This is a genomic window from Actinoplanes sp. NPDC051494 (assembly GCF_044454705.1).
Lineage (GTDB): Bacteria > Actinomycetota > Actinomycetes > Mycobacteriales > Micromonosporaceae > Actinoplanes.
Genome location: NZ_JBITDZ010000003.1, coordinates 614,574 through 631,130 on the forward strand (window position 1 = coordinate 614,574; position 16,557 = coordinate 631,130).

Genomic DNA, 16,557 nt, shown 5'->3' on the forward strand with positions numbered 1-16,557 from the left:
TGCATTGAGTGACTTCAATGCCGAACCGTCGCACACTCTGCCCGTTTTCCACCCCGGGAAGGTGACGGAATGTCACTCGATGGAGGGAACACGCGACTACCGGATAATTCGGACCATATCGGGTCAGAGCAATGCTACGTTCCGGTAAACCCGCAGGTAATTGGCATCACAAAATGCCCCGCCACCTTCGCGGCCCGGGCAAATGCGTGCCTACGCTGCTTGTCATGGCAGACGGTTCCGATACGACATTGACCGCGGGCATCAAAACCTTCGCCACCGGTCACGGCGGCGCCAAGGCGGTCATTGAGTACGTAGGCAAGCGAGGCGCCCGCATCGTCCTGGTCGGCCAGGACGGCGAATGGACCGACCAGTTCGCCGCCGGCGGCACCGATGTGGCCCGCAAGGCCTGCGAGAAGGCCGGCGTCGAAGTGGAGAACGAGTGGGAACGCGAGCTGATGGACCAGATGCGCCCCAGCAACGATCTCTGGCGTTCGATGTCACGCCGGAGCATGGCGCGATGACTCTCTGAACTCTCCCTGTTCGGCGCGGCCCGGGATCCCCGGGCCGCTTTCGTGTCCGGACTGCTTGGACCAAGAGCAAACCGGTTCGCCCGTACGTGCGGTGCTGCGACCAGTAATGGCAGCTCGGATCGATCGTGCGGTTGCCTGCCGGCTTCCCGGTCGCTCCCGTGCCGGCCGCCGCCGTGCGTGCACGAATTCGGGATCACGCGGAGTCGTGCCGACCGTGAAGCGGCGTGTTCACTCGCCCTGTGCCTTTCCCGCTGTGCGCGGCCTTCTGCGCCCGGGCAGGTCTTCGCGCTCCTCGTGATGTCTCCGCCTGGGCCTTCGTGGGGCCGGGCGCCTGACCCTCGACACGTTCACAGCCTCGCGGCCCCCGCTGCCCGACCTGCCCGGAGGGTGGCGCGCCGAGGTTGCGCGTGGGGAGGGGTGCGCGATGTCCGGCTCCCGGCCGAGCGGATCGTCGCGACGGTTGGCCGTGCCGGAATCAGCGACGCGGGACGTAAAGAAAGAACGGTCGTTCTTGCCCACGACAATCCCGAGCGCGTGGAGCCGGTGCGAGGAATGCGGTAGGGAGGGCGGCGCGGGCAGGTGGCGCCGGGCGGGCGGCGCCGGGCGGGCGGCGGGGAAGCGCGGTGACGAGGGTGCGGGGCGCCGGTACGCGAGGGGGAGCGCGGCTTGAGGGGGAGCGCGGCTTGAGGGCTGGTGGGGCGGCCTTGACCGTGTGGCCGGGTCTGCCGGTGGGGACCGGGTCAGATGGCCGGTGCGGGCTCCGGGGTGGCTGCCGGGGACGGCGACGGGCTGCCCTCTGTCTGGGCCGGGCGTTCGCGCAGGCGCCAGAGGACGTTCAGGGTTGCCACCCAGACCAGGGCTGCTCCCAGGAGGTGGAAACCGACCAGGACGACCGGGAGGTGGGTGAAGTACTGGACGAAGCCGATCAGGCCCTGGGCGAGCTCCACCACGATGAGCAGCCCGGCCGCCCGGATCGCCGTCGCCGGGGCGTGGACCGCTCGCAGGGCGAACCAGAGCGCCACCGAGAGGCCGATGAGCAGCATGACCAGGTCCGCGTGGGCCTGGGAGATGGTTGCCGGGTCGAGGCCGTTGCGTTTGGCGTCCGCGTCGCCGGCGTGGGGGCCGCTGCCGGTGACGATCACGCCGACCACGATCACGGCCGCGCTCACCACCGCCGTCAGGGCCGCCAGGTGGTACAGGGGGCGGGCGACGAGGGGGCGGGCCGGGGCGTCGCCTTCCTCGGTGCGGCGCCAGAGGGCGTACGTGAGGGCGATCAGTGCCATCGAGAGCAGGAAGTGCAGCCCGACCACCCACGGGTTGAGGTTGGTCAGGACCGTGATGCCACCGATGACGCCCTGGCCGGGGATGCCGAGGCCGGCGGCGAGCGAGAGCATGACGAGCGAGCGGCGGCGGGGCTTGCGCAGCAGCGCGGCGATGAACGTGGCCAGGGCGATGACGCCGAGCACGATGCCGAGCACGCGGTTGCCGAACTCGATGATGCCGTAGACGCCCATCTCGGGAGTCGTCACATACGACTCGTCGGTGCATTTGGGCCAGGTCGGGCAGCCCAGCCCGGAGCTGGTGAGCCGGACCGCGGCACCCGTGACGACCAGCGCGATGTTGGCGATCAGGGACGCTAGGGCCAGGGGGCGCAGGAGGGTCGTCTTGCTCACGCGAGGCATGCTACGCCCGAATTTGATCTTGTTATCGAGCGCCTCCGTGAGCCGGTGTCATGAATCACCGGGGCGTCGGTTTGCAGGGGCGCGCGGAAATACGTAACGTTGCCGTAGTGAAATACGTCGTGGGGTCCAGGGGAAGTCAGGTGACCGCTCCGGTCGCCGGCCCCCGCGCACCCCTCGACGGCAGGCGCGCGCCTCTCGACGGCAAGGCAGCCGACGGGCGTACCCGCGACCGGGTTGCGCAGTTGCTCTTCGACTGCGGCGGCGCGACCGCCGCGGAGCTGGGCGGCCAGCTCGGCCTCAGCCCGGCCGCCATCCGTAAGCACCTCGACGCGATGCTCGCCGACCACCTGGTCGAGGCCCGGGAGACGACACCGCGCGGGCCCCGGGGCCGCGGCCGGCCCGCCAAGGTGTTCGTGCTCACCGCCGCCGCCCGCGAGGGTTTCCCGCACTTCTACGACGGCATCGCCACCGCCGCTCTGCGCTGGATCGCCGAGCACGGCGGTCCCGCCGCCGTCGACGCCTTCGCGGCCGCCCAGGTGACCGCGCTGGAGGAGCGTTGCCGCACGGCCATGCTCGAGGCGGGCGAGGATCCTCTCGCCCGGGCGGAGGCACTCGCCAATGCCCTGACCGCCGAGGGTTACGCTGCCAACGCGACCACGATCGCTTCCGGCGGGCAGCTGTGCCAGCACCACTGCCCGGTGGCGCACGTGGCCGCCGAGTTCCCTCAGCTGTGCGACGCCGAGACCGCGGTCATTTCGCGGCTCATCGGCACCCACGTGCAGCGTCTCGCCACCATCGCGCACGGCGACGGGGTGTGCACCACGCACATCCCCGCCCCGCAGTGCGCACCAGTTGTAACCAACGCAATCACGGTTAGGACGGATAGATGACCGACCAGATCGTCACTCAGGAAGAGCACCTCGCCGCTCTTGGTAAATACGAGTACGGCTGGGCCGACGCCGACACCGCGGGTGCCACCGCGAAGCGTGGTCTGTCCGAAGACGTGGTGCGCAACATCTCCGCTCTGAAGAACGAGCCGCAGTGGATGCTCGACCTGCGGCTCAAGGGTCTGCGCCTGTTCGGCCGCAAGCCCATGCCGAACTGGGGCGCCGACCTCACCGGCATCGACTTCCAGAACATCAAGTACTTCGTGCGCTCCACCGAGAAGCAGGCCGCCACGTGGGAGGACCTGCCCGCGGACATCAAGGCGACGTACGACAAGCTGGGCATCCCCGAGGCGGAGAAGCAGCGCCTCGTCTCCGGTGTCGCGGCTCAGTACGAGTCCGAGGTCGTCTACCACAAGATCCGTGAGGACCTCGAGGAGCAGGGCGTCCTGTTCCTCGACACCGACACGGCGCTGCGCGAGCACGAGGAACTCTTCAGGGAGTACTTCGGCACGGTGATCCCGGTCGGCGACAACAAGTTCGCCGCGCTGAACACCTCCGTGTGGTCCGGCGGCTCGTTCATCTACGTGCCCAAGGGTGTCCACGTGGACATCCCGCTGCAGGCCTACTTCCGGATCAACACCGAGAACATGGGCCAGTTCGAGCGGACGCTGATCATCGCCGACGAGGGCAGCTACATCCACTACGTGGAGGGCTGTACCGCGCCGATCTACTCGTCCGACTCGCTGCACTCCGCGGTCGTCGAGATCGTCGTCAAGAAGAACGCCCGGGTGCGGTACACGACCATCCAGAACTGGTCGAACAACGTGTACAACCTGGTCACCAAGCGCGCCACCTGCGAAGAGGGCGCGACCATGGAGTGGGTCGACGGCAACATCGGCTCCAAGGTGACGATGAAGTACCCGGCCGTCTACATGACCGGCGCGCACGCCAAGGGCGAGGTCCTCTCCATCGCCATGGCCGGCGCGGGTCAGCACCAGGACTCGGGCGCCAAGATGGTGCACGCCGCGCCGCACACCTCCTCGACGATCATCAGCAAGTCGATCGCCCGGGGTGGTGGCCGCACGTCCTACCGGGGCCTGGTCCAGGTGCTCGACGGCTCGCACCACAGCGCCAGCACGGTCAAGTGCGACGCGCTGCTGGTCGACACGATTTCGCGCTCGGACACGTACCCGTACGTCGACATCCGCGAGGACGACGTGAACATGGGTCACGAGGCGACCGTCTCCAAGGTCAGCGACGACCAGCTCTTCTACCTGATGAGCCGGGGCCTGACCGAGGACGAGGCGATGGCGATGATCGTCCGTGGCTTCATCGAGCCGATCGCCAAGGAGCTCCCCATGGAGTACGCCCTGGAGCTCAACCGCCTGATCGAGCTGCAGATGGAGGGCGCGGTCGGCTGACCGCCGCCCCTCCCGTCAACCTCAACGCCGAGAACTAGGAAGACATGACTACCGAGGCCATGGCCCCGCCGAGCACCAAGTCGCAGGTGCTGCGCTCCTTCGACGTCACCGACTTCCCGGCCGTCAACGGCCTGGAGGAGGAGTGGCGCTTCACCCCGGTCAAGCGGCTCGGCTCGCTGATCACGGCCACCACCCTGTCCGGCACGGCACCGGGGTTCACCCCCGGTGACCTGCCGGCGGGGGTCTCGGTGACGAGTGTCGACGCGGGCAAGGTCGACCCGGTGCTGACCCCGTTCGACCGGGTCAGCGCCCTCGCGTTCGGTTCGGCCGCCGCGGTGACCCTGATCGACGTCGCGCCGGACACCGTCTCGGACGTCCCGGCCGTGATCAAGGTCGTCGGCGGTGGCGGCGACGCGGCGGCCGCCCGCACCTACGTACGGGTCGGCAACTTCGCCAAGGTCACCATCGTGCTGGAGCAGACCGGCACGGCGACCGTCGCCGACAACATCGAGGTCGTCCTCGGCGACAGCGCGCAGCTGACGTTCGTCACGACGGCCGAGTGGGACGCCGGGTCGGTGCAGGCCCAGCACCTCAAGTTCCGGGTCGGCCGGGACGCCCGCGTCCAGCACGTGCAGGTCTCGCTCGGTGGTGACCTGGTCCGCCAGTTCGCGTCCGTCGAGTACACCGGCCGTGGTGGCGACGCCGAGCTCTGGGGGATCTACTTCGCCGACGCCGGCCAGCACATCGAGCAGCGTCAGCTCGTCGACCACTCGGTCCCGAACTGCCGCAGCTACGTCGGCTACCGCGGTGCGCTGCAGGGCGAGTCGGCGCATACCGTCTGGGTCGGCGACGTGCTGATCCGCGCGGAGGCGACCGGCACCGACACGTACGAGATCAACCGCAACCTGGTGCTGACCGACGGCGCCCGCGCCGACTCGGTGCCGAACCTCGAGATCGAGACCGGCGAGATCGTCGGCGCCGGCCACGCGAGTGCGACCGGCCGCTTCGACGAGGAGCAGCTGTTCTACCTCATGGCCCGGGGCATCCCCGAGGGTGAGGCACGCAAGCTCGTGGTGCGCGGCTTCTTCGCCGAACTGATCAACAAGATCCCCGTCGAGGAGCTGCGCGAGCGCCTCGGTGACGCCATCGAGTCGCGGCTGGCGAAGGCCGGAGCCTGACCGATGAGCTTCGAGCTGGTCGGCCGCTCCGGCGACGTGGCGAAGGGCGACGTGCTCTCGGTGGAGATCGAGGGCGTGGAGGTCGCGGTCGTTCATGCGGACGACGACAACTTCTATGCCGTACGCGACGAGTGCAGTCACGCCGCGGTAGCCCTCTCCGAGGGTGAGCTGGACGGCTGCTTGATCGAGTGCTGGCTGCACGGCTCGCGCTTCGACCTGCGTACCGGTGCACCCTCCGGTCTGCCCGCCACCGAGCCGGTGGCGGTTTTCCCCGTCGAGATCCGCGACGGCGACATCTACGTTTCGACGACACCGAGTAATGGAGTAGAGCCGTGAGCACCCTGGAGATCCGCGACCTGCAGGTTTCGGTCAAGCTGCCCGAGGGCGAGCTGAAGCCGATCCTGGCCGGGGTCGACCTCACCGTGAAGTCCGGCGAGACCCACGCCATCATGGGGCCGAACGGCTCCGGCAAGTCGACGCTGGCCTACTCCATCGCCGGCCACCCGAAGTACGAGATCACCGGTGGTCAGGTCAGCCTCGACGGCGAGGACGTCCTCGCGATGACGGTGGACGAGCGCGCCCGGGCCGGCCTGTTCCTGGCGATGCAGTACCCCGTCGAGGTGCCCGGCGTGTCGGTGGCCAACTTCCTGCGTACCGCGAAGACCGCGATCGACGGCGAGGCGCCGAAGCTGCGCACCTGGGCCGGCGAGCTGCGGACCGCGATGGAGCGCATCCAGATGGACCCGGCGTTCGCCCAGCGCAACGTCAACGAGGGCTTCTCCGGCGGTGAGAAGAAGCGCCACGAGATCATGCAGCTCGAGCTGCTCAAGCCCAAGATGGCGATCCTCGACGAGACCGACTCCGGCCTCGACATCGACGCGCTGCGCGTCGTCAGCGAGGGTGTCAACCGGGTCCGCAGCACCGGCGAGACCGGTCTGCTACTGATCACGCACTACACCCGGATCCTGCGCTACATCAAGCCGGACTTCGTACACGTCTTCGTCGCCGGCAAGATCGTCGAAGAGGGCGGCCCGGAGCTGGCCGAGCAGCTCGAAGCCGACGGCTACGAGCGCTACACCACGGGCGTCAAGGCCTGATCATGGGCTTCGATGTGATCCGCGTCCGCGGCGATTTCCCCATCCTGCGCCGGGAGATCAACGGTCATCCGCTGGTCTATCTCGACAGTGCCAACACGTCGCAGAAACCGCGCCAGGTGATCGAGGCGATGCAGGATCACCTGGAACGGCACAACGGCAACGTGTCGCGCTCGGTGCACACGCTGGGCACCGAGTCGACCACCGCCTACGAGGGCGCCCGGGCGAAGGTCGCGGCCTTCATCGGCGCGGCGTCGCCCGAGGAGGTGGTGTTCACCAAGAACTCCACCGAGGCGATCAACCTCGTGGCGTGGACGGCGCCGCAGTTCCTGTCGCTCGGCCCGGGTGACGAGATCGTGGTCTCCGAGATGGAGCACCACTCCAACCTCGTGCCGTGGCAGATGCTGTGCGAGCGGACCGGCGCGACCCTGCGCTGGTTCGGTGTCACCGACGAGGGCCGGCTCGACGAGTCGACGCTGACCGAGCTGGTCAACGAGCGCACGAAGCTGGTCTCGGTCGTGCACATGTCCAACATCCTGGGCACGGTCAACGACCCGGCGCGGATCGTCGCCCGGGCCCGCGAGGTCGGCGCGCTGGTGATGCTCGACTGCTCCCAGTCGGTGCCGCACTTCCCGGTCGACGTGGCACAGCTCGGCGTCGACTACATCGCGTTCACCGGCCACAAGATGCTCGGCCCGACCGGCATCGGTGTTCTGTGGGGGCGTGCCGAGCTGCTGGAACGCATGCCGCCGTTCCTGGCCGGCGGGTCGACCATCGAGACCGTGACGATGGCCGGCACGACGTTCGCGCCGCCGCCCGCGCGGTTCGAGGGCGGTACGCCGCCGATCACCGAGGCCATCGGTCTCGGCGCCGCCGTCGACTACCTGACGGCGCTGGGCATGGACAACGTCCACCGCCACGAGCAGGAGATCACCGCGTACGCCCTGAAGGCGCTCGCGGACGTCCCCGGCGTCCGGATCTTCGGGCCGGCCACCCCGGAAGGACGTGGCGGCACGGTGTCGTTCGCCGTCGACGGGGTGCACCCGCACGATGTCGGGCAGATTCTCGACGATCTCGGTGTTGAGGTACGGGTGGGGCACCACTGCGCACGACCGGTGTGCACCCGGTTCGGGGTTCCGGCGATGACCAGGGCCTCGTTCTACCTCTACACGACGACCGATGAGATCGACGCCCTGGTGCGCGGTCTGGAGCAGGTGCGGAAGGTGTTCGCCTGATGATCGACTCGCTCTACCAGGAGATCATCCTGGACCATTACAAGCACCCGCACGGTCGCGGACTGCGCGACCCGTTCGCGGGCGAGGCCCACCACGTCAACCCGACGTGCGGCGACGAGATCACGCTGCGGGTCACCGAAGACCTTTCCGACATCTCGTACGACGGCATGGGCTGCTCGATCAGCCAGGCCTCGGCCTCCGTGCTGTACGAGCTGCTCAAGGGCCGCCGGCCGGCCGAGGTCACGGAGATCCACGAGGCGTTCGTCGCCCTCATGCAGGGCCGCGGCCAGGTGGAACCGGACGAGGACGTGCTCGGTGACGCGATCGCGTTCGCCGGCGTCGCGAAGTACCCGGCCCGGGTCAAGTGCGCCCTGCTGCCGTGGATGGCTTTCAAGGACGCGGCGGCTCGCGCCGGTGTCAGCGTCAACCCGGAGGTGACAGCATGACCGACAAGACCATCGAAGACATCGCCGAGACTGCGGCGGACACGGCAGGACCGGACGACGCCACGTCGCCACTGGTCGCCGCAGAACCGGTCGCCGCGGCCCCCACCGAGGCTCCGGCCGTGGAGAGCGTGCCAGCCTCCGAGGTCGCGGGCACGGTCGTGTCCAAGGCATCGGTCGCCGACGTCGAAGAGGCGATGAAGGACGTCGTCGACCCCGAACTCGGCATCAACGTGGTCGACCTCGGCCTCGTCTACGACGCGTTCGTCGACGACGACAACGTGGTCACCCTCGACATGACCCTGACGTCGGCGGCCTGCCCGCTGACCGACGTGATCGAGGACCAGACCCGTCAGGCCCTGACCACGGGCCCGGGCGGCGGCCTGGTCAAGGACTTCCGGATCAACTGGGTGTGGCTCCCGCCGTGGGGCCCCGACAAGATCACCGACGACGGCCGCGAGCAGCTACGGGCGCTCGGCTTCAACGTCTGATCCACCTGTTCCACAGAACCGCCGGGCGCCGCGTGCGCCCGGCGGTTTTTGTCGGGTGGTGCTGGTAGTGATCCGGCATGGACCCCATCGATCTGATCGATGACCGCGCCACCGCCTTCCGCACCGCGGTGGCGGCGGCGGACCTCGGCGCCCGCGTGCCCGGCTGCCCGGACTGGACGGTCCGCGACCTGGTCGCCCACCTCGGCCGGGTCCACCGCTTCTGGGCGGCCGCGATCAAAGCCGGCCCCTCCGACAGCCCGCCCCCGGAAGACGCGATCGGCCCGGTCAGCCCGCTCACGACGGATGCCGTCGGGTGGGCAGGGAAAAAGTCTGGTGGCGCGCCCGCGATGGATGCCGCCGGGTGGGCAGGGGAAGAGGCCGGTGGCGCGCCCACGACGGATGCCGCCGGGTCGGCGGGGGAAAAGTTTGGTGGCGCGCCCGCGATGGATGCCGCCGGGTGGGCAGGGGAAGAGGCCGGCGGCGCGCCCATGACGGATGCCGCCGGGCCGCCTACGGCCAAGGCCGGTGGGCCGCCCACAGCCAAGGCCGGCGGGCCGGCTGCCGGGGATCTGCTTGCCTGGTCCGAGGCGTCCACCGGGCTGCTGCTCGCCGCGTTGCGGGCCGCCGATCCCGGCGACGGGTGCTGGACGTGGTGGGGTGCGTCCGGCGCGCCGATGACCGTCGGTGCGGTCGCGCGCCACCAGGTCATGAGGCGGCCGTGCACGCCTACGACGCCCAGGCTTCCGGCGGTGACCCGCAGCCGATCCCGGCGGCCGTCGCGGTCGACTGCGTTCCCGAGTTCCTGCAGGTGGGCCTCGGCTCGCTAGGTCCGTGGCCCGGGCGTCCGGCCCGGCTCGCGTTCGCCGCCGTGGAGGGACCCACCTGGATCCTCGATCCGACCCCGTCCGGTGCCACGCTCGACCCGGCGCCGAGTGGCGATCCGCTCGCCACGATCCAGGGTCCGGCGGCTGTTCCGCTACGGCCGGGTCGCGGCGACGGAGCTCACGATCACCGGTGACCTCGGCGTTCCCGGCGCGCTGACCGCGTGGATCAAAGCAGCTCAGAGATGCTTGGACGCCTCGCGGACCGACAATGGGGACAAGTGTGCGCGGTGGCCGGCCAGGTAGCCGCGCACCGCGTCCGGGTCGGTCCGGGCGTGGTGGCGCAGGGCCCAGCCGATGGCTTTGCGGACGAAGAAGTCGGGGTGGCCCGCCTGCATGTCGCAGTAGTCGAACAGCCGATCGGTGTCGGTCGCCGCGCCGTGGTGCAGCTGGTGCAGGATCGCGGTGCGGACCAGCCACATGTTGTCGTCGGCGGCCCACTCGTCCATGGTCGCGGTCAGGGCCGGGTGGCGTCGCACCAGCGTGCCCACGAAACGGGTGGACAGCGGGTCGACGGTGTCCCACCAGGAGTGGGTGACGATCAGCTCACGTGCCGTACCGATGAAGTCCGGGCCCGGCACCGCCGCGTGGGTCCGCAGATAATCGCAGGCGAAGTACTGGTATTCGCGTTCCGGCAGCTCCCAGCAGGCCAGCGCGACCTGGCGCAGGTCGTCCGGGGACGGCGTGGGCAGTCCGGCCACGACCTCGCGGCTCAGGATCCGCCGGGCCGGCGTCGCGATGCCGAGGAACGGGAACCGGTCACGCATGTACGCGGCCGCGGCCACCGCCCGTCGCGGGTCCCGGGCCCGGCCGAACGCCGGGACGAGCCGGGCCACGACCGCTGTGGTCAGCGAGGACGACATGGGCCGATCCTGCCACCGTAGGGTGTTCCCATGAGCGCACGACCCGCGGCCGGCGGGGGACGCTGGGTCGATGTGGCCCCCGAACGGCTGACCCGCTGGCTGGAGAATTTCGCGTCCCGGCACGACGGCTACACGATCGAGGGCCTGATGATCACGGGTACGGACGGTGCCACAGCCGAGCTCTCGCCCCCACCCGGCGCCCCCACGGTCACCGGGCTTGACGAGCTGGCCACGGTCGCCGCCGAGCCGCGCCGGCTGGGCCTGTTGCTGGCTCGCAAGGGTGCCGTCGCCGTCGGCATCGCGGAGGGCACGAAGCTGGTCACCTCGAAGGTCGACACGCATTACGTCCAGGGCCGGACCGCTGCGGGCGGCTGGTCGCAGCAGCGCTTCGCCCGCCGGCGCGACAACCAGGCCAAGGCGGCGGCCGCCGACGGCGCGGCCATCGCGGCCCGGATCCTGCTCCCGGAGGTACGCGCCCTGAGCGCGCTGATCACCGGTGGTGACCACACCGCGGTGGACACGATCCTCGCGACGCCGCAGCTGAGCGCGCTGAGATCGTTGCGGCACGAGCGGTTCCTGGACGTCCCGGAGCCCCGCCGCGCGGTGCTCGAGGAGGCCATCGCCCAGGCCCGGGCGATCCGGGTCCTGGTGACCTGAGTGGCCGGTGCGTCCCCGCGGTGGATAGGGTCCGATCATGGGTGTGGTCGCTGAACTGATCCTGGTCCGTCACGGTCAGAGCGCGTCGAACGTCGCGTTCCCGAAGGCCAACGCCGCCGGGCTGGTGGATTCCGGGCTGACCGGCCGGGACACCGATGTCGAGCTGACGCCGTTCGGGGTCGAGCAGGCGAAGGCGGTCGGGCGGTGGCTCGCCGGGCTGCCCGCGGAGCTGGTGCCCGAGGTCGTGATCACGTCACCGTACCTGCGGGCCCGGGAGACGTGGCGGATCGCGGCGGCCGCGTCGGGTCTGGCGTTCGCCGCGCCGTCGACGGACGACCGGCTGGTCGACCGCCTGCTCGGTGATCTGGAGATGCTGACCGAGGCCGCGGTGGCCCAGCGTTTCCCGGACGAGCCGGCCCGCTACCTGCGGGCGGGCGCCTACCTGTACAAACCGCCGAACGGCGAGGCTTTCGGCGACATCGCCGTCCGGTTGGCCTCGTTCCTGGCCGATCTGAACCGGGATCATGCGGGACGGCGGGTCATCGTGACCGCCCACGACTCGGTGGTGCTCATGATGCGGTCCGTCATCGAGGGCCTGGACCTGGACGGGACGGCACGGATCGCCGATTCCGGCCACGTCCGGAACGCCTCGATCACCCGTTTCGACGGTGCGTCCGGCAAGCTGCTCCTCGACCACTACAACACCGTCGACCATCTGCCGGTCGAGGAGTCATAGCACCATCAGGACGGCCAGCGCGGCGATCACCGCGCTGGAGACCAGTGTGGTGACGGTGCGGGCGCGGGGGCCGGTCAGGAACCGTCCGGCGAGGGAGCCGCTCGCGGCGATGAGCAGTTGCCAGCTCGTGGACGCGAGGAACGCCCCCACGACGAACCACGCTCCGCCGCCGTCCCCGCCCCGGCCCAGCACCAGTGCGGCGAAGTACACGACGGTGACCGGGTTGAGCAGGGTGAGCCCCAGGACACCGAGGTAGGCCCTGGTGGGGCTGCTGCCGTCCGTACCCTCCGCCGGGGTTGTGCGGTTGACCGCCGTCCACCCGGCCAGGGTGAGCAGCACCGCGGCGGCCGCCCACCGCAGAGCAGTGGCCAGCGGGGCGATGGCCTCGGCCAGGGCGGTGCCACCGATGATCGCCAGTGCCGCATAGACGCCGTCGGCTGTCGCGGCACCGAGCCCCGCCGCCGCGCCCGTGCGGAAACAGACCCGGGCGCTGAGGCCGGCGATGAGCACGCCGATCGCGCCGACGGGCACGGCAACCCCGTAACCGGCGATCGCTCCGGCCAGGAAATCCGCGATCATGACAGGGGTACGGGCACCGCGCGGCCGCCGGGGACCCGCTGCTGTCGCGTGGCCCGGACGGGGGCGGCACGGTCAGCGGTCGGCGGGAGCACGGTGGCGGTCACGTCGGCATCATGGTTCGCCCGGGCGCGGATCCGCCATCGATTTTGCCGCGCGCACTGTGGTCTGATGGGTGCAGGGGAGGCGGATCGCATGGAATCGCTGGTGCTCGCCGCGTTGCTGTTCCTGACCGCTCAGGCCGGGGCGAAGTCCGATGTCGTCACGCGGCGTTTCGGTCTGGCCGCGGGGGACGCGGCCGCCCGGTTGCTCGATGTGGCGCGCTCGCGGATGCGCGGGAACGACGCCGCGCGGCCGGTGCTCGAACGGTTCGAGGCGGAACCCGGTGATCCGGTTCACTTCACGGCGCTGCGCCGGCAGCTGAACGTGCTGCGCGTGCGGGACGAGGGGTTCCACCAGCGGCTCAGCGAGCTCACCGGGGAGGTCCGGGCGGCTTCCGAGGCGCTGTGGGAGGGTCTCGAGCGGGCCGGGCGGGAGATCCAGCAGGGGATCGACCCCGGCGACATCGCATTCCTCGCGGGCGATCGGGTCACGGCCGAGATCGAGGGCCTGCGGGTGCGCCTGCGGGCCGTCACCGCGGTGTGGGACGGCGCCGGCGGGCCGGATTCGCCGCAAGCGGTCGAGCTCCGGCTCCTGATCGGCCGGCTCGACGAGGCCGTGGACGCCTATCTGGGGAACTGATCGGCCGGGCCGCTCAGGAAGCGGCCCGGCCGAGATGGATCAGGAGACCGCGCCGGCGGCGAAGGTGTCGCAGCTCTTCGGGGAGCCGCTCTTGTAGCCCTCGCTGAACCATTGCTGGCGCTGGGCACTCGTACCGTGGGTGAACTCGGCGGGGTTGACCGTGCCGCCGGACTGCTGCTGCAGGGTGTCGTCGCCGATCTTGCTGGCGGTCTGCAGGCCCTCCTCGATGTCCTGGGTGGTGATGCTCTTGAAGATCTTCTTGCCGCTGGCGGTGTCCGTGCCGGTGGCGTTCTTGGCCCAGGCTCCCGCGTAGCAGTCGGCCTGCAGCTCGAGCTTGACGCTCAGCGCGTTGGCCTGGTCGGGGTCACGTTCCTGCTGGCGGCGCATGGCCGCCTCGGTGCCGGCGAGGTCCTGGATGTGGTGGCCGTACTCGTGGGCCAGCACGTAGGGCTGCGCGAACTCGCCCGGGGCGCCGAGCTGCTGGGCGAGCACGTCGTAGAAGCTCAGGTCGATGTAGACCTTGTCGTCCGCGGGGCAGTAGAAGGGCCCGACGCCGGAGTCCGCCGCGCCGCAGCCGGTGTTGACCCGGTTGGCGAACAGCGTGGTCTTCGCCGGCTTGTAGGAGCCGTCGAAGTTCTGCGGGTAGGCATCGGTCCAGTAGTCCTGGATCGAGTTGACGAACAGCGTGTTGCGGCAGTCGAGCTGCTTGGTGGCATCCGACTCCGAGCACTTCTGGGTCAGCGAGGTGTTGTCCCCCGTCTGGGTGGAGCCGCTGTCGCTGCCTCCGAGGGTATTGATGCCGAAGTAGCCGCCGACGAGGGCTATGAGCACCGTCACGATGATGCCCGTGAGGCCGCCACCACCGATCGGGAGGCCGCCGATGCCGCCACCGCCTCCACCACCGGATGATCGCTGGTCGTCGATCTGACTGGTGTCGATCTCAGCGTTCTCGTTGAGTTCCATGCCGTCCTCCCGGGCGAGTCTCGCCGCGTGTACCCGATGATCTTGCCGCTTAATCGGGTGAGTGGTGTCATCCGCGGCCGGGTACAATTTGCGTGTGCTGCTCTGCGAAGGCTGACCTGCCCTGCCCCGACCCGTGTTTTCCCCGGTCGGGGCTTCCGTGTGCCTGAGCCAGCCTTCTTCCCGAGAGCGAGAGTTTTTCCCCGATGATTACCGCCACTGGCCTGGAACTGCGCGCCGGCGCCCGGATCCTGATCTCCCCCACCACGCTCCGGGTGCAGCCCGGGGACAGGATCGGCCTGGTCGGGCGCAACGGCGCCGGCAAGACCACCACGCTGAAGGTGCTGGCCGGCGAGGGCGCGCCCTACGCCGGTGAGGTGACCCGTACGAGTGAGGTTGGTTACCTTCCGCAGGACCCGCGGACCGGTGACCTGAACGTCACCGCGCGCGACCGGGTGCTGTCCGCCCGGGGTCTCGACGTGCTGCTCACCGAGATGCAGAAGCTCGAGGTCGAGCTCGAGGAGAGCTCCGACGAGAAGCTGGTCCGGCGGTACGGCGTGGTGGAGGACCAGTTCGCCAGCCTCGGCGGTTACGCGGCCGAGTCCGAGGCGGCCCGGATCTGTTCCAACCTCGGGCTGCCGGACCGCGCGCTGGCGCAGACGATCGGCACGCTCTCCGGCGGTCAGCGCCGCCGGATCGAGCTGGCCCGGATCCTGTTCCAGAACTCCGGTCAGAACGGCAAGGGCATCCTGCTGCTCGACGAGCCGACCAACCACCTCGACCACGACTCGATCACCTGGCTGCGCGGTTACATCGCCAACCACAAGGGCGGGCTGATCGTGATCAGCCACGACGTCGAGCTGCTGGACGCCGTGGTCAACCGGGTCTGGTATCTCGATGCCAACCGGTCCGTGGTCGACATGTACAACATGGGCTGGAAGACGTACCTCGAGGCGCGGGAGACCGACGAGCGCCGCCGCCGCCGGGAGCGGGCCAACGCCGAGAAGAAGGCCGGTGCGCTGTTCGCGCAGGCCGACAAGATGCGGGCCAAGGCCACCAAGACGATCGCCGCGCAGAACATGGCCAAGCGGGCCGAGAAGCTGATCGGTGGCCTGGAGGAGGTCCGGGTCTCCGACAAGGTCGCCAAGGTCCGCTTCCCGAACCCGGTGCCGTGCGGCAAGACCCCGCTGACCGCGCACGGGCTGTCGAAGTCGTACGGCTCGCTCGAGATCTTCACCGACGTGGACGTGGCGGTCGACCGCGGTTCCCGGGTTGCCATCCTCGGCCTGAACGGCGCGGGCAAGACCACGCTGCTGCGGATCCTCGGCGGGCACCTGAAGTCCGACACCGGTGAGGTGCGCCCGGGCCACGGCCTGCGGCTGGGCTACTACGCCCAGGAGCACGAGACGCTGGACGTGGACCGGACGATCCTGGACCACATGCGCAGTGCCGGTTCGGAGCAGACCGACACCGAGCTGCGCAAGATCCTCGGCGCGTTCCTCTTCTCGGGTGACGACGTCGACAAGCCGGCCGGGGTGCTCTCCGGCGGCGAGAAGACCCGGCTGGCCCTGGCCACGCTGGTCTGCTCGGGCGCCAACGTGCTGCTGCTCGACGAGCCGACGAACAACCTCGACCCGGTGAGCCGCGAGCAGGTGCTCGACGCCATCGCCAACTACCCGGGTGCGATCGTCCTGGTCACCCACGACGCGGGTGCCGTGCAGGCGCTCAAGCCGGACCGGGCGATCCTGCTGCCCGACGGCGACGAGGACGCGTGGAGCGACGACCTGTTGGAGCTCGTCGAGCTCGCGTAGCGATCCCGTTGGATCGAGGATCATCGGCATTCTCAGTTGTCAACTGGTGCCCACACAGACAGTGCGACCTTTGCCCGCCACTGGTCACACCGCAACAGCATCCGGGCGTCCCTCACACGGTGAGGGACGCCCGTTCGGGCAGTGGATCGAGCCCCATCGTGACCGAGTGCTACACGCTGCGTGACATCGTTGTCGGTCGTCGACGATGATGATGTTTGTGCAGGTCATCCTGCCTTGATCGACGGCGGATCGCGGGTATTTCCGGGTAGCCGTTAACGTTCTCATCCGTTCGGCCGCCCTCTCTTTTCGCGCCCGAACGGACATCGGCGCCAACTGTCTGACATTGATGTGCTTGGTCATCGTCGGGTTCC

18 protein-coding genes are annotated in these 16,557 nt (G+C 69.7%); 14 read left to right on the forward strand and 4 right to left on the reverse strand.

Annotated features, from left to right (window positions below; genetic code table 11):
• The first annotated feature begins 224 nt into the window (after positions 1-224).
• On the forward strand, positions 225-521 hold the full coding sequence (locus tag ACIA6A_RS15330) for a hypothetical protein (RefSeq protein ID WP_396098236.1): 297 nt from the start codon (positions 225-227) through the stop codon (positions 519-521).
• 749 nt (positions 522-1,270) lie between these two features.
• On the opposite strand, the gene ACIA6A_RS15335 is transcribed toward ACIA6A_RS15330, so the two are convergent.
• Positions 1,271-2,212 carry a heme A synthase gene (locus ACIA6A_RS15335; protein WP_396098238.1) on the reverse strand — a complete coding sequence of 314 codons (942 nt, stop codon included), beginning with the start codon at positions 2,210-2,212 and terminating at the stop codon, positions 1,271-1,273.
• Between the two features lie 140 nt (positions 2,213-2,352).
• On the opposite strand from ACIA6A_RS15335, the gene ACIA6A_RS15340 reads away from it, so the two are divergent.
• The 9 genes from ACIA6A_RS15340 (at position 2,353) to ACIA6A_RS15380 (ending at position 9,788) form a co-directional block, all read left to right on the forward strand.
• Positions 2,353-3,102 (forward strand): helix-turn-helix transcriptional regulator, encoded by a 750-nt coding sequence (locus ACIA6A_RS15340; protein WP_396098239.1) that lies wholly within the window; start codon positions 2,353-2,355, stop codon positions 3,100-3,102.
• Positions 3,099-4,520 (forward strand): Fe-S cluster assembly protein SufB, encoded by a 1,422-nt coding sequence (gene sufB / locus ACIA6A_RS15345; protein WP_396098240.1) that lies wholly within the window; start codon positions 3,099-3,101, stop codon positions 4,518-4,520. The genes ACIA6A_RS15340 and sufB overlap by 4 nt, the downstream gene beginning before the upstream one ends.
• Positions 4,521-4,564: 44 nt before the next feature.
• Entirely contained in the window at positions 4,565-5,698 is a 1,134-nt protein-coding gene (gene sufD / locus ACIA6A_RS15350) for a Fe-S cluster assembly protein SufD (RefSeq protein WP_396098241.1), read from the forward strand.
• Between the two features lie 3 nt (positions 5,699-5,701).
• Positions 5,702-6,034 carry a non-heme iron oxygenase ferredoxin subunit gene (locus tag ACIA6A_RS15355; protein ID WP_396098242.1) on the forward strand — a complete coding sequence of 111 codons (333 nt, stop codon included), beginning with the start codon at positions 5,702-5,704 and terminating at the stop codon, positions 6,032-6,034.
• Positions 6,031-6,795 carry a Fe-S cluster assembly ATPase SufC gene (gene sufC, locus ACIA6A_RS15360; RefSeq protein WP_396098244.1) on the forward strand — a complete coding sequence of 255 codons (765 nt, stop codon included), beginning with the start codon at positions 6,031-6,033 and terminating at the stop codon, positions 6,793-6,795. The genes ACIA6A_RS15355 and sufC overlap by 4 nt, the downstream gene beginning before the upstream one ends.
• Positions 6,796-6,797: 2 nt before the next feature.
• Positions 6,798-8,027: a cysteine desulfurase gene (locus ACIA6A_RS15365; RefSeq protein WP_396098245.1), complete on the forward strand. Its 1,230-nt coding sequence runs from the start codon at positions 6,798-6,800 to the stop codon at positions 8,025-8,027.
• Positions 8,024-8,473 carry a Fe-S cluster assembly sulfur transfer protein SufU gene (gene sufU, locus ACIA6A_RS15370; RefSeq protein WP_396098552.1) on the forward strand — a complete coding sequence of 150 codons (450 nt, stop codon included), beginning with the start codon at positions 8,024-8,026 and terminating at the stop codon, positions 8,471-8,473. Before ACIA6A_RS15365 ends, sufU begins: the two co-directional genes overlap by 4 nt.
• Entirely contained in the window at positions 8,470-8,961 is a 492-nt protein-coding gene (locus tag ACIA6A_RS15375) for a metal-sulfur cluster assembly factor (protein ID WP_396098246.1), read from the forward strand. Before sufU ends, ACIA6A_RS15375 begins: the two co-directional genes overlap by 4 nt.
• A gap of 77 nt (positions 8,962-9,038) precedes the next feature.
• Positions 9,039-9,788, forward strand: coding sequence for a maleylpyruvate isomerase N-terminal domain-containing protein (locus tag ACIA6A_RS15380; protein ID WP_396098247.1), 750 nt, complete (start codon positions 9,039-9,041; stop codon positions 9,786-9,788).
• A 233-nt stretch (positions 9,789-10,021) separates the two neighbouring features.
• On the opposite strand, the gene ACIA6A_RS15385 is transcribed toward ACIA6A_RS15380, so the two are convergent.
• Positions 10,022-10,705 (reverse strand): DNA alkylation repair protein, encoded by a 684-nt coding sequence (locus ACIA6A_RS15385; protein WP_396098248.1) that lies wholly within the window; start codon positions 10,703-10,705, stop codon positions 10,022-10,024.
• 30 nt (positions 10,706-10,735) lie between these two features.
• Here ACIA6A_RS15385 and ACIA6A_RS15390 point away from each other — a divergent pair, with 30 nt between their 5' ends.
• Entirely contained in the window at positions 10,736-11,362 is a 627-nt protein-coding gene (locus tag ACIA6A_RS15390) for an acVLRF1 family peptidyl-tRNA hydrolase (RefSeq protein ID WP_396098249.1), read from the forward strand.
• A gap of 37 nt (positions 11,363-11,399) precedes the next feature.
• Positions 11,400-12,098 (forward strand): histidine phosphatase family protein, encoded by a 699-nt coding sequence (locus ACIA6A_RS15395; protein WP_396098250.1) that lies wholly within the window; start codon positions 11,400-11,402, stop codon positions 12,096-12,098.
• Here the strand turns inward: ACIA6A_RS15395 and ACIA6A_RS15400 are convergent.
• On the reverse strand, positions 12,093-12,677 hold the full coding sequence (locus ACIA6A_RS15400; protein WP_396098251.1) for a LysE family transporter: 585 nt from the start codon (positions 12,675-12,677) through the stop codon (positions 12,093-12,095). The genes ACIA6A_RS15395 and ACIA6A_RS15400 overlap by 6 nt on opposite strands.
• Before the next feature lie 192 nt (positions 12,678-12,869).
• Here ACIA6A_RS15400 and ACIA6A_RS15405 point away from each other — a divergent pair, with 192 nt between their 5' ends.
• Positions 12,870-13,415 (forward strand): hypothetical protein, encoded by a 546-nt coding sequence (locus ACIA6A_RS15405; protein WP_396098253.1) that lies wholly within the window; start codon positions 12,870-12,872, stop codon positions 13,413-13,415.
• Positions 13,416-13,454: 39 nt separating this feature from the next.
• Here the strand turns inward: ACIA6A_RS15405 and ACIA6A_RS15410 are convergent, their stop codons facing one another.
• Entirely contained in the window at positions 13,455-14,378 is a 924-nt protein-coding gene (locus tag ACIA6A_RS15410; protein ID WP_396098255.1) for a neutral zinc metallopeptidase, read from the reverse strand.
• 203 nt (positions 14,379-14,581) lie between these two features.
• Here ACIA6A_RS15410 and ACIA6A_RS15415 point away from each other — a divergent pair, with 203 nt between their 5' ends.
• Entirely contained in the window at positions 14,582-16,186 is a 1,605-nt protein-coding gene (locus ACIA6A_RS15415; protein WP_396098256.1) for an ABC-F family ATP-binding cassette domain-containing protein, read from the forward strand.
• The last annotated feature ends 371 nt before the right edge of the window (positions 16,187-16,557 follow it).

What these genes read in the sequence shown, in the direction of transcription:
- ACIA6A_RS15330 (WP_396098236.1), top strand. Translation starts at nt 225, where the DNA reads ATGGCAGACGGTTCCGATACGACATTGACCGCGGGCATCAAAACCTTC.
- ACIA6A_RS15335 (WP_396098238.1), bottom strand. Translation starts at nt 2,212, where the DNA reads ATGCCTCGCGTGAGCAAGACGACCCTCCTGCGCCCCCTGGCCCTAGCG.
- sufB (WP_396098240.1), top strand. Translation starts at nt 3,099, where the DNA reads ATGACCGACCAGATCGTCACTCAGGAAGAGCACCTCGCCGCTCTTGGT.
- sufD (WP_396098241.1), top strand. Translation starts at nt 4,565, where the DNA reads ATGACTACCGAGGCCATGGCCCCGCCGAGCACCAAGTCGCAGGTGCTG.
- ACIA6A_RS15355 (WP_396098242.1), top strand. Translation starts at nt 5,702, where the DNA reads ATGAGCTTCGAGCTGGTCGGCCGCTCCGGCGACGTGGCGAAGGGCGAC.
- ACIA6A_RS15365 (WP_396098245.1), top strand. Translation starts at nt 6,798, where the DNA reads ATGGGCTTCGATGTGATCCGCGTCCGCGGCGATTTCCCCATCCTGCGC.
- ACIA6A_RS15375 (WP_396098246.1), top strand. Translation starts at nt 8,470, where the DNA reads ATGACCGACAAGACCATCGAAGACATCGCCGAGACTGCGGCGGACACG.
- ACIA6A_RS15380 (WP_396098247.1), top strand. Translation starts at nt 9,039, where the DNA reads ATGGACCCCATCGATCTGATCGATGACCGCGCCACCGCCTTCCGCACC.
- ACIA6A_RS15385 (WP_396098248.1), bottom strand. Translation starts at nt 10,705, where the DNA reads ATGTCGTCCTCGCTGACCACAGCGGTCGTGGCCCGGCTCGTCCCGGCG.
- ACIA6A_RS15390 (WP_396098249.1), top strand. Translation starts at nt 10,736, where the DNA reads ATGAGCGCACGACCCGCGGCCGGCGGGGGACGCTGGGTCGATGTGGCC.
- ACIA6A_RS15395 (WP_396098250.1), top strand. Translation starts at nt 11,400, where the DNA reads ATGGGTGTGGTCGCTGAACTGATCCTGGTCCGTCACGGTCAGAGCGCG.
- ACIA6A_RS15400 (WP_396098251.1), bottom strand. Translation starts at nt 12,677, where the DNA reads ATGATCGCGGATTTCCTGGCCGGAGCGATCGCCGGTTACGGGGTTGCC.
- ACIA6A_RS15405 (WP_396098253.1), top strand. Translation starts at nt 12,870, where the DNA reads ATGGAATCGCTGGTGCTCGCCGCGTTGCTGTTCCTGACCGCTCAGGCC.
- ACIA6A_RS15410 (WP_396098255.1), bottom strand. Translation starts at nt 14,378, where the DNA reads ATGGAACTCAACGAGAACGCTGAGATCGACACCAGTCAGATCGACGAC.
- ACIA6A_RS15415 (WP_396098256.1), top strand. Translation starts at nt 14,582, where the DNA reads ATGATTACCGCCACTGGCCTGGAACTGCGCGCCGGCGCCCGGATCCTG.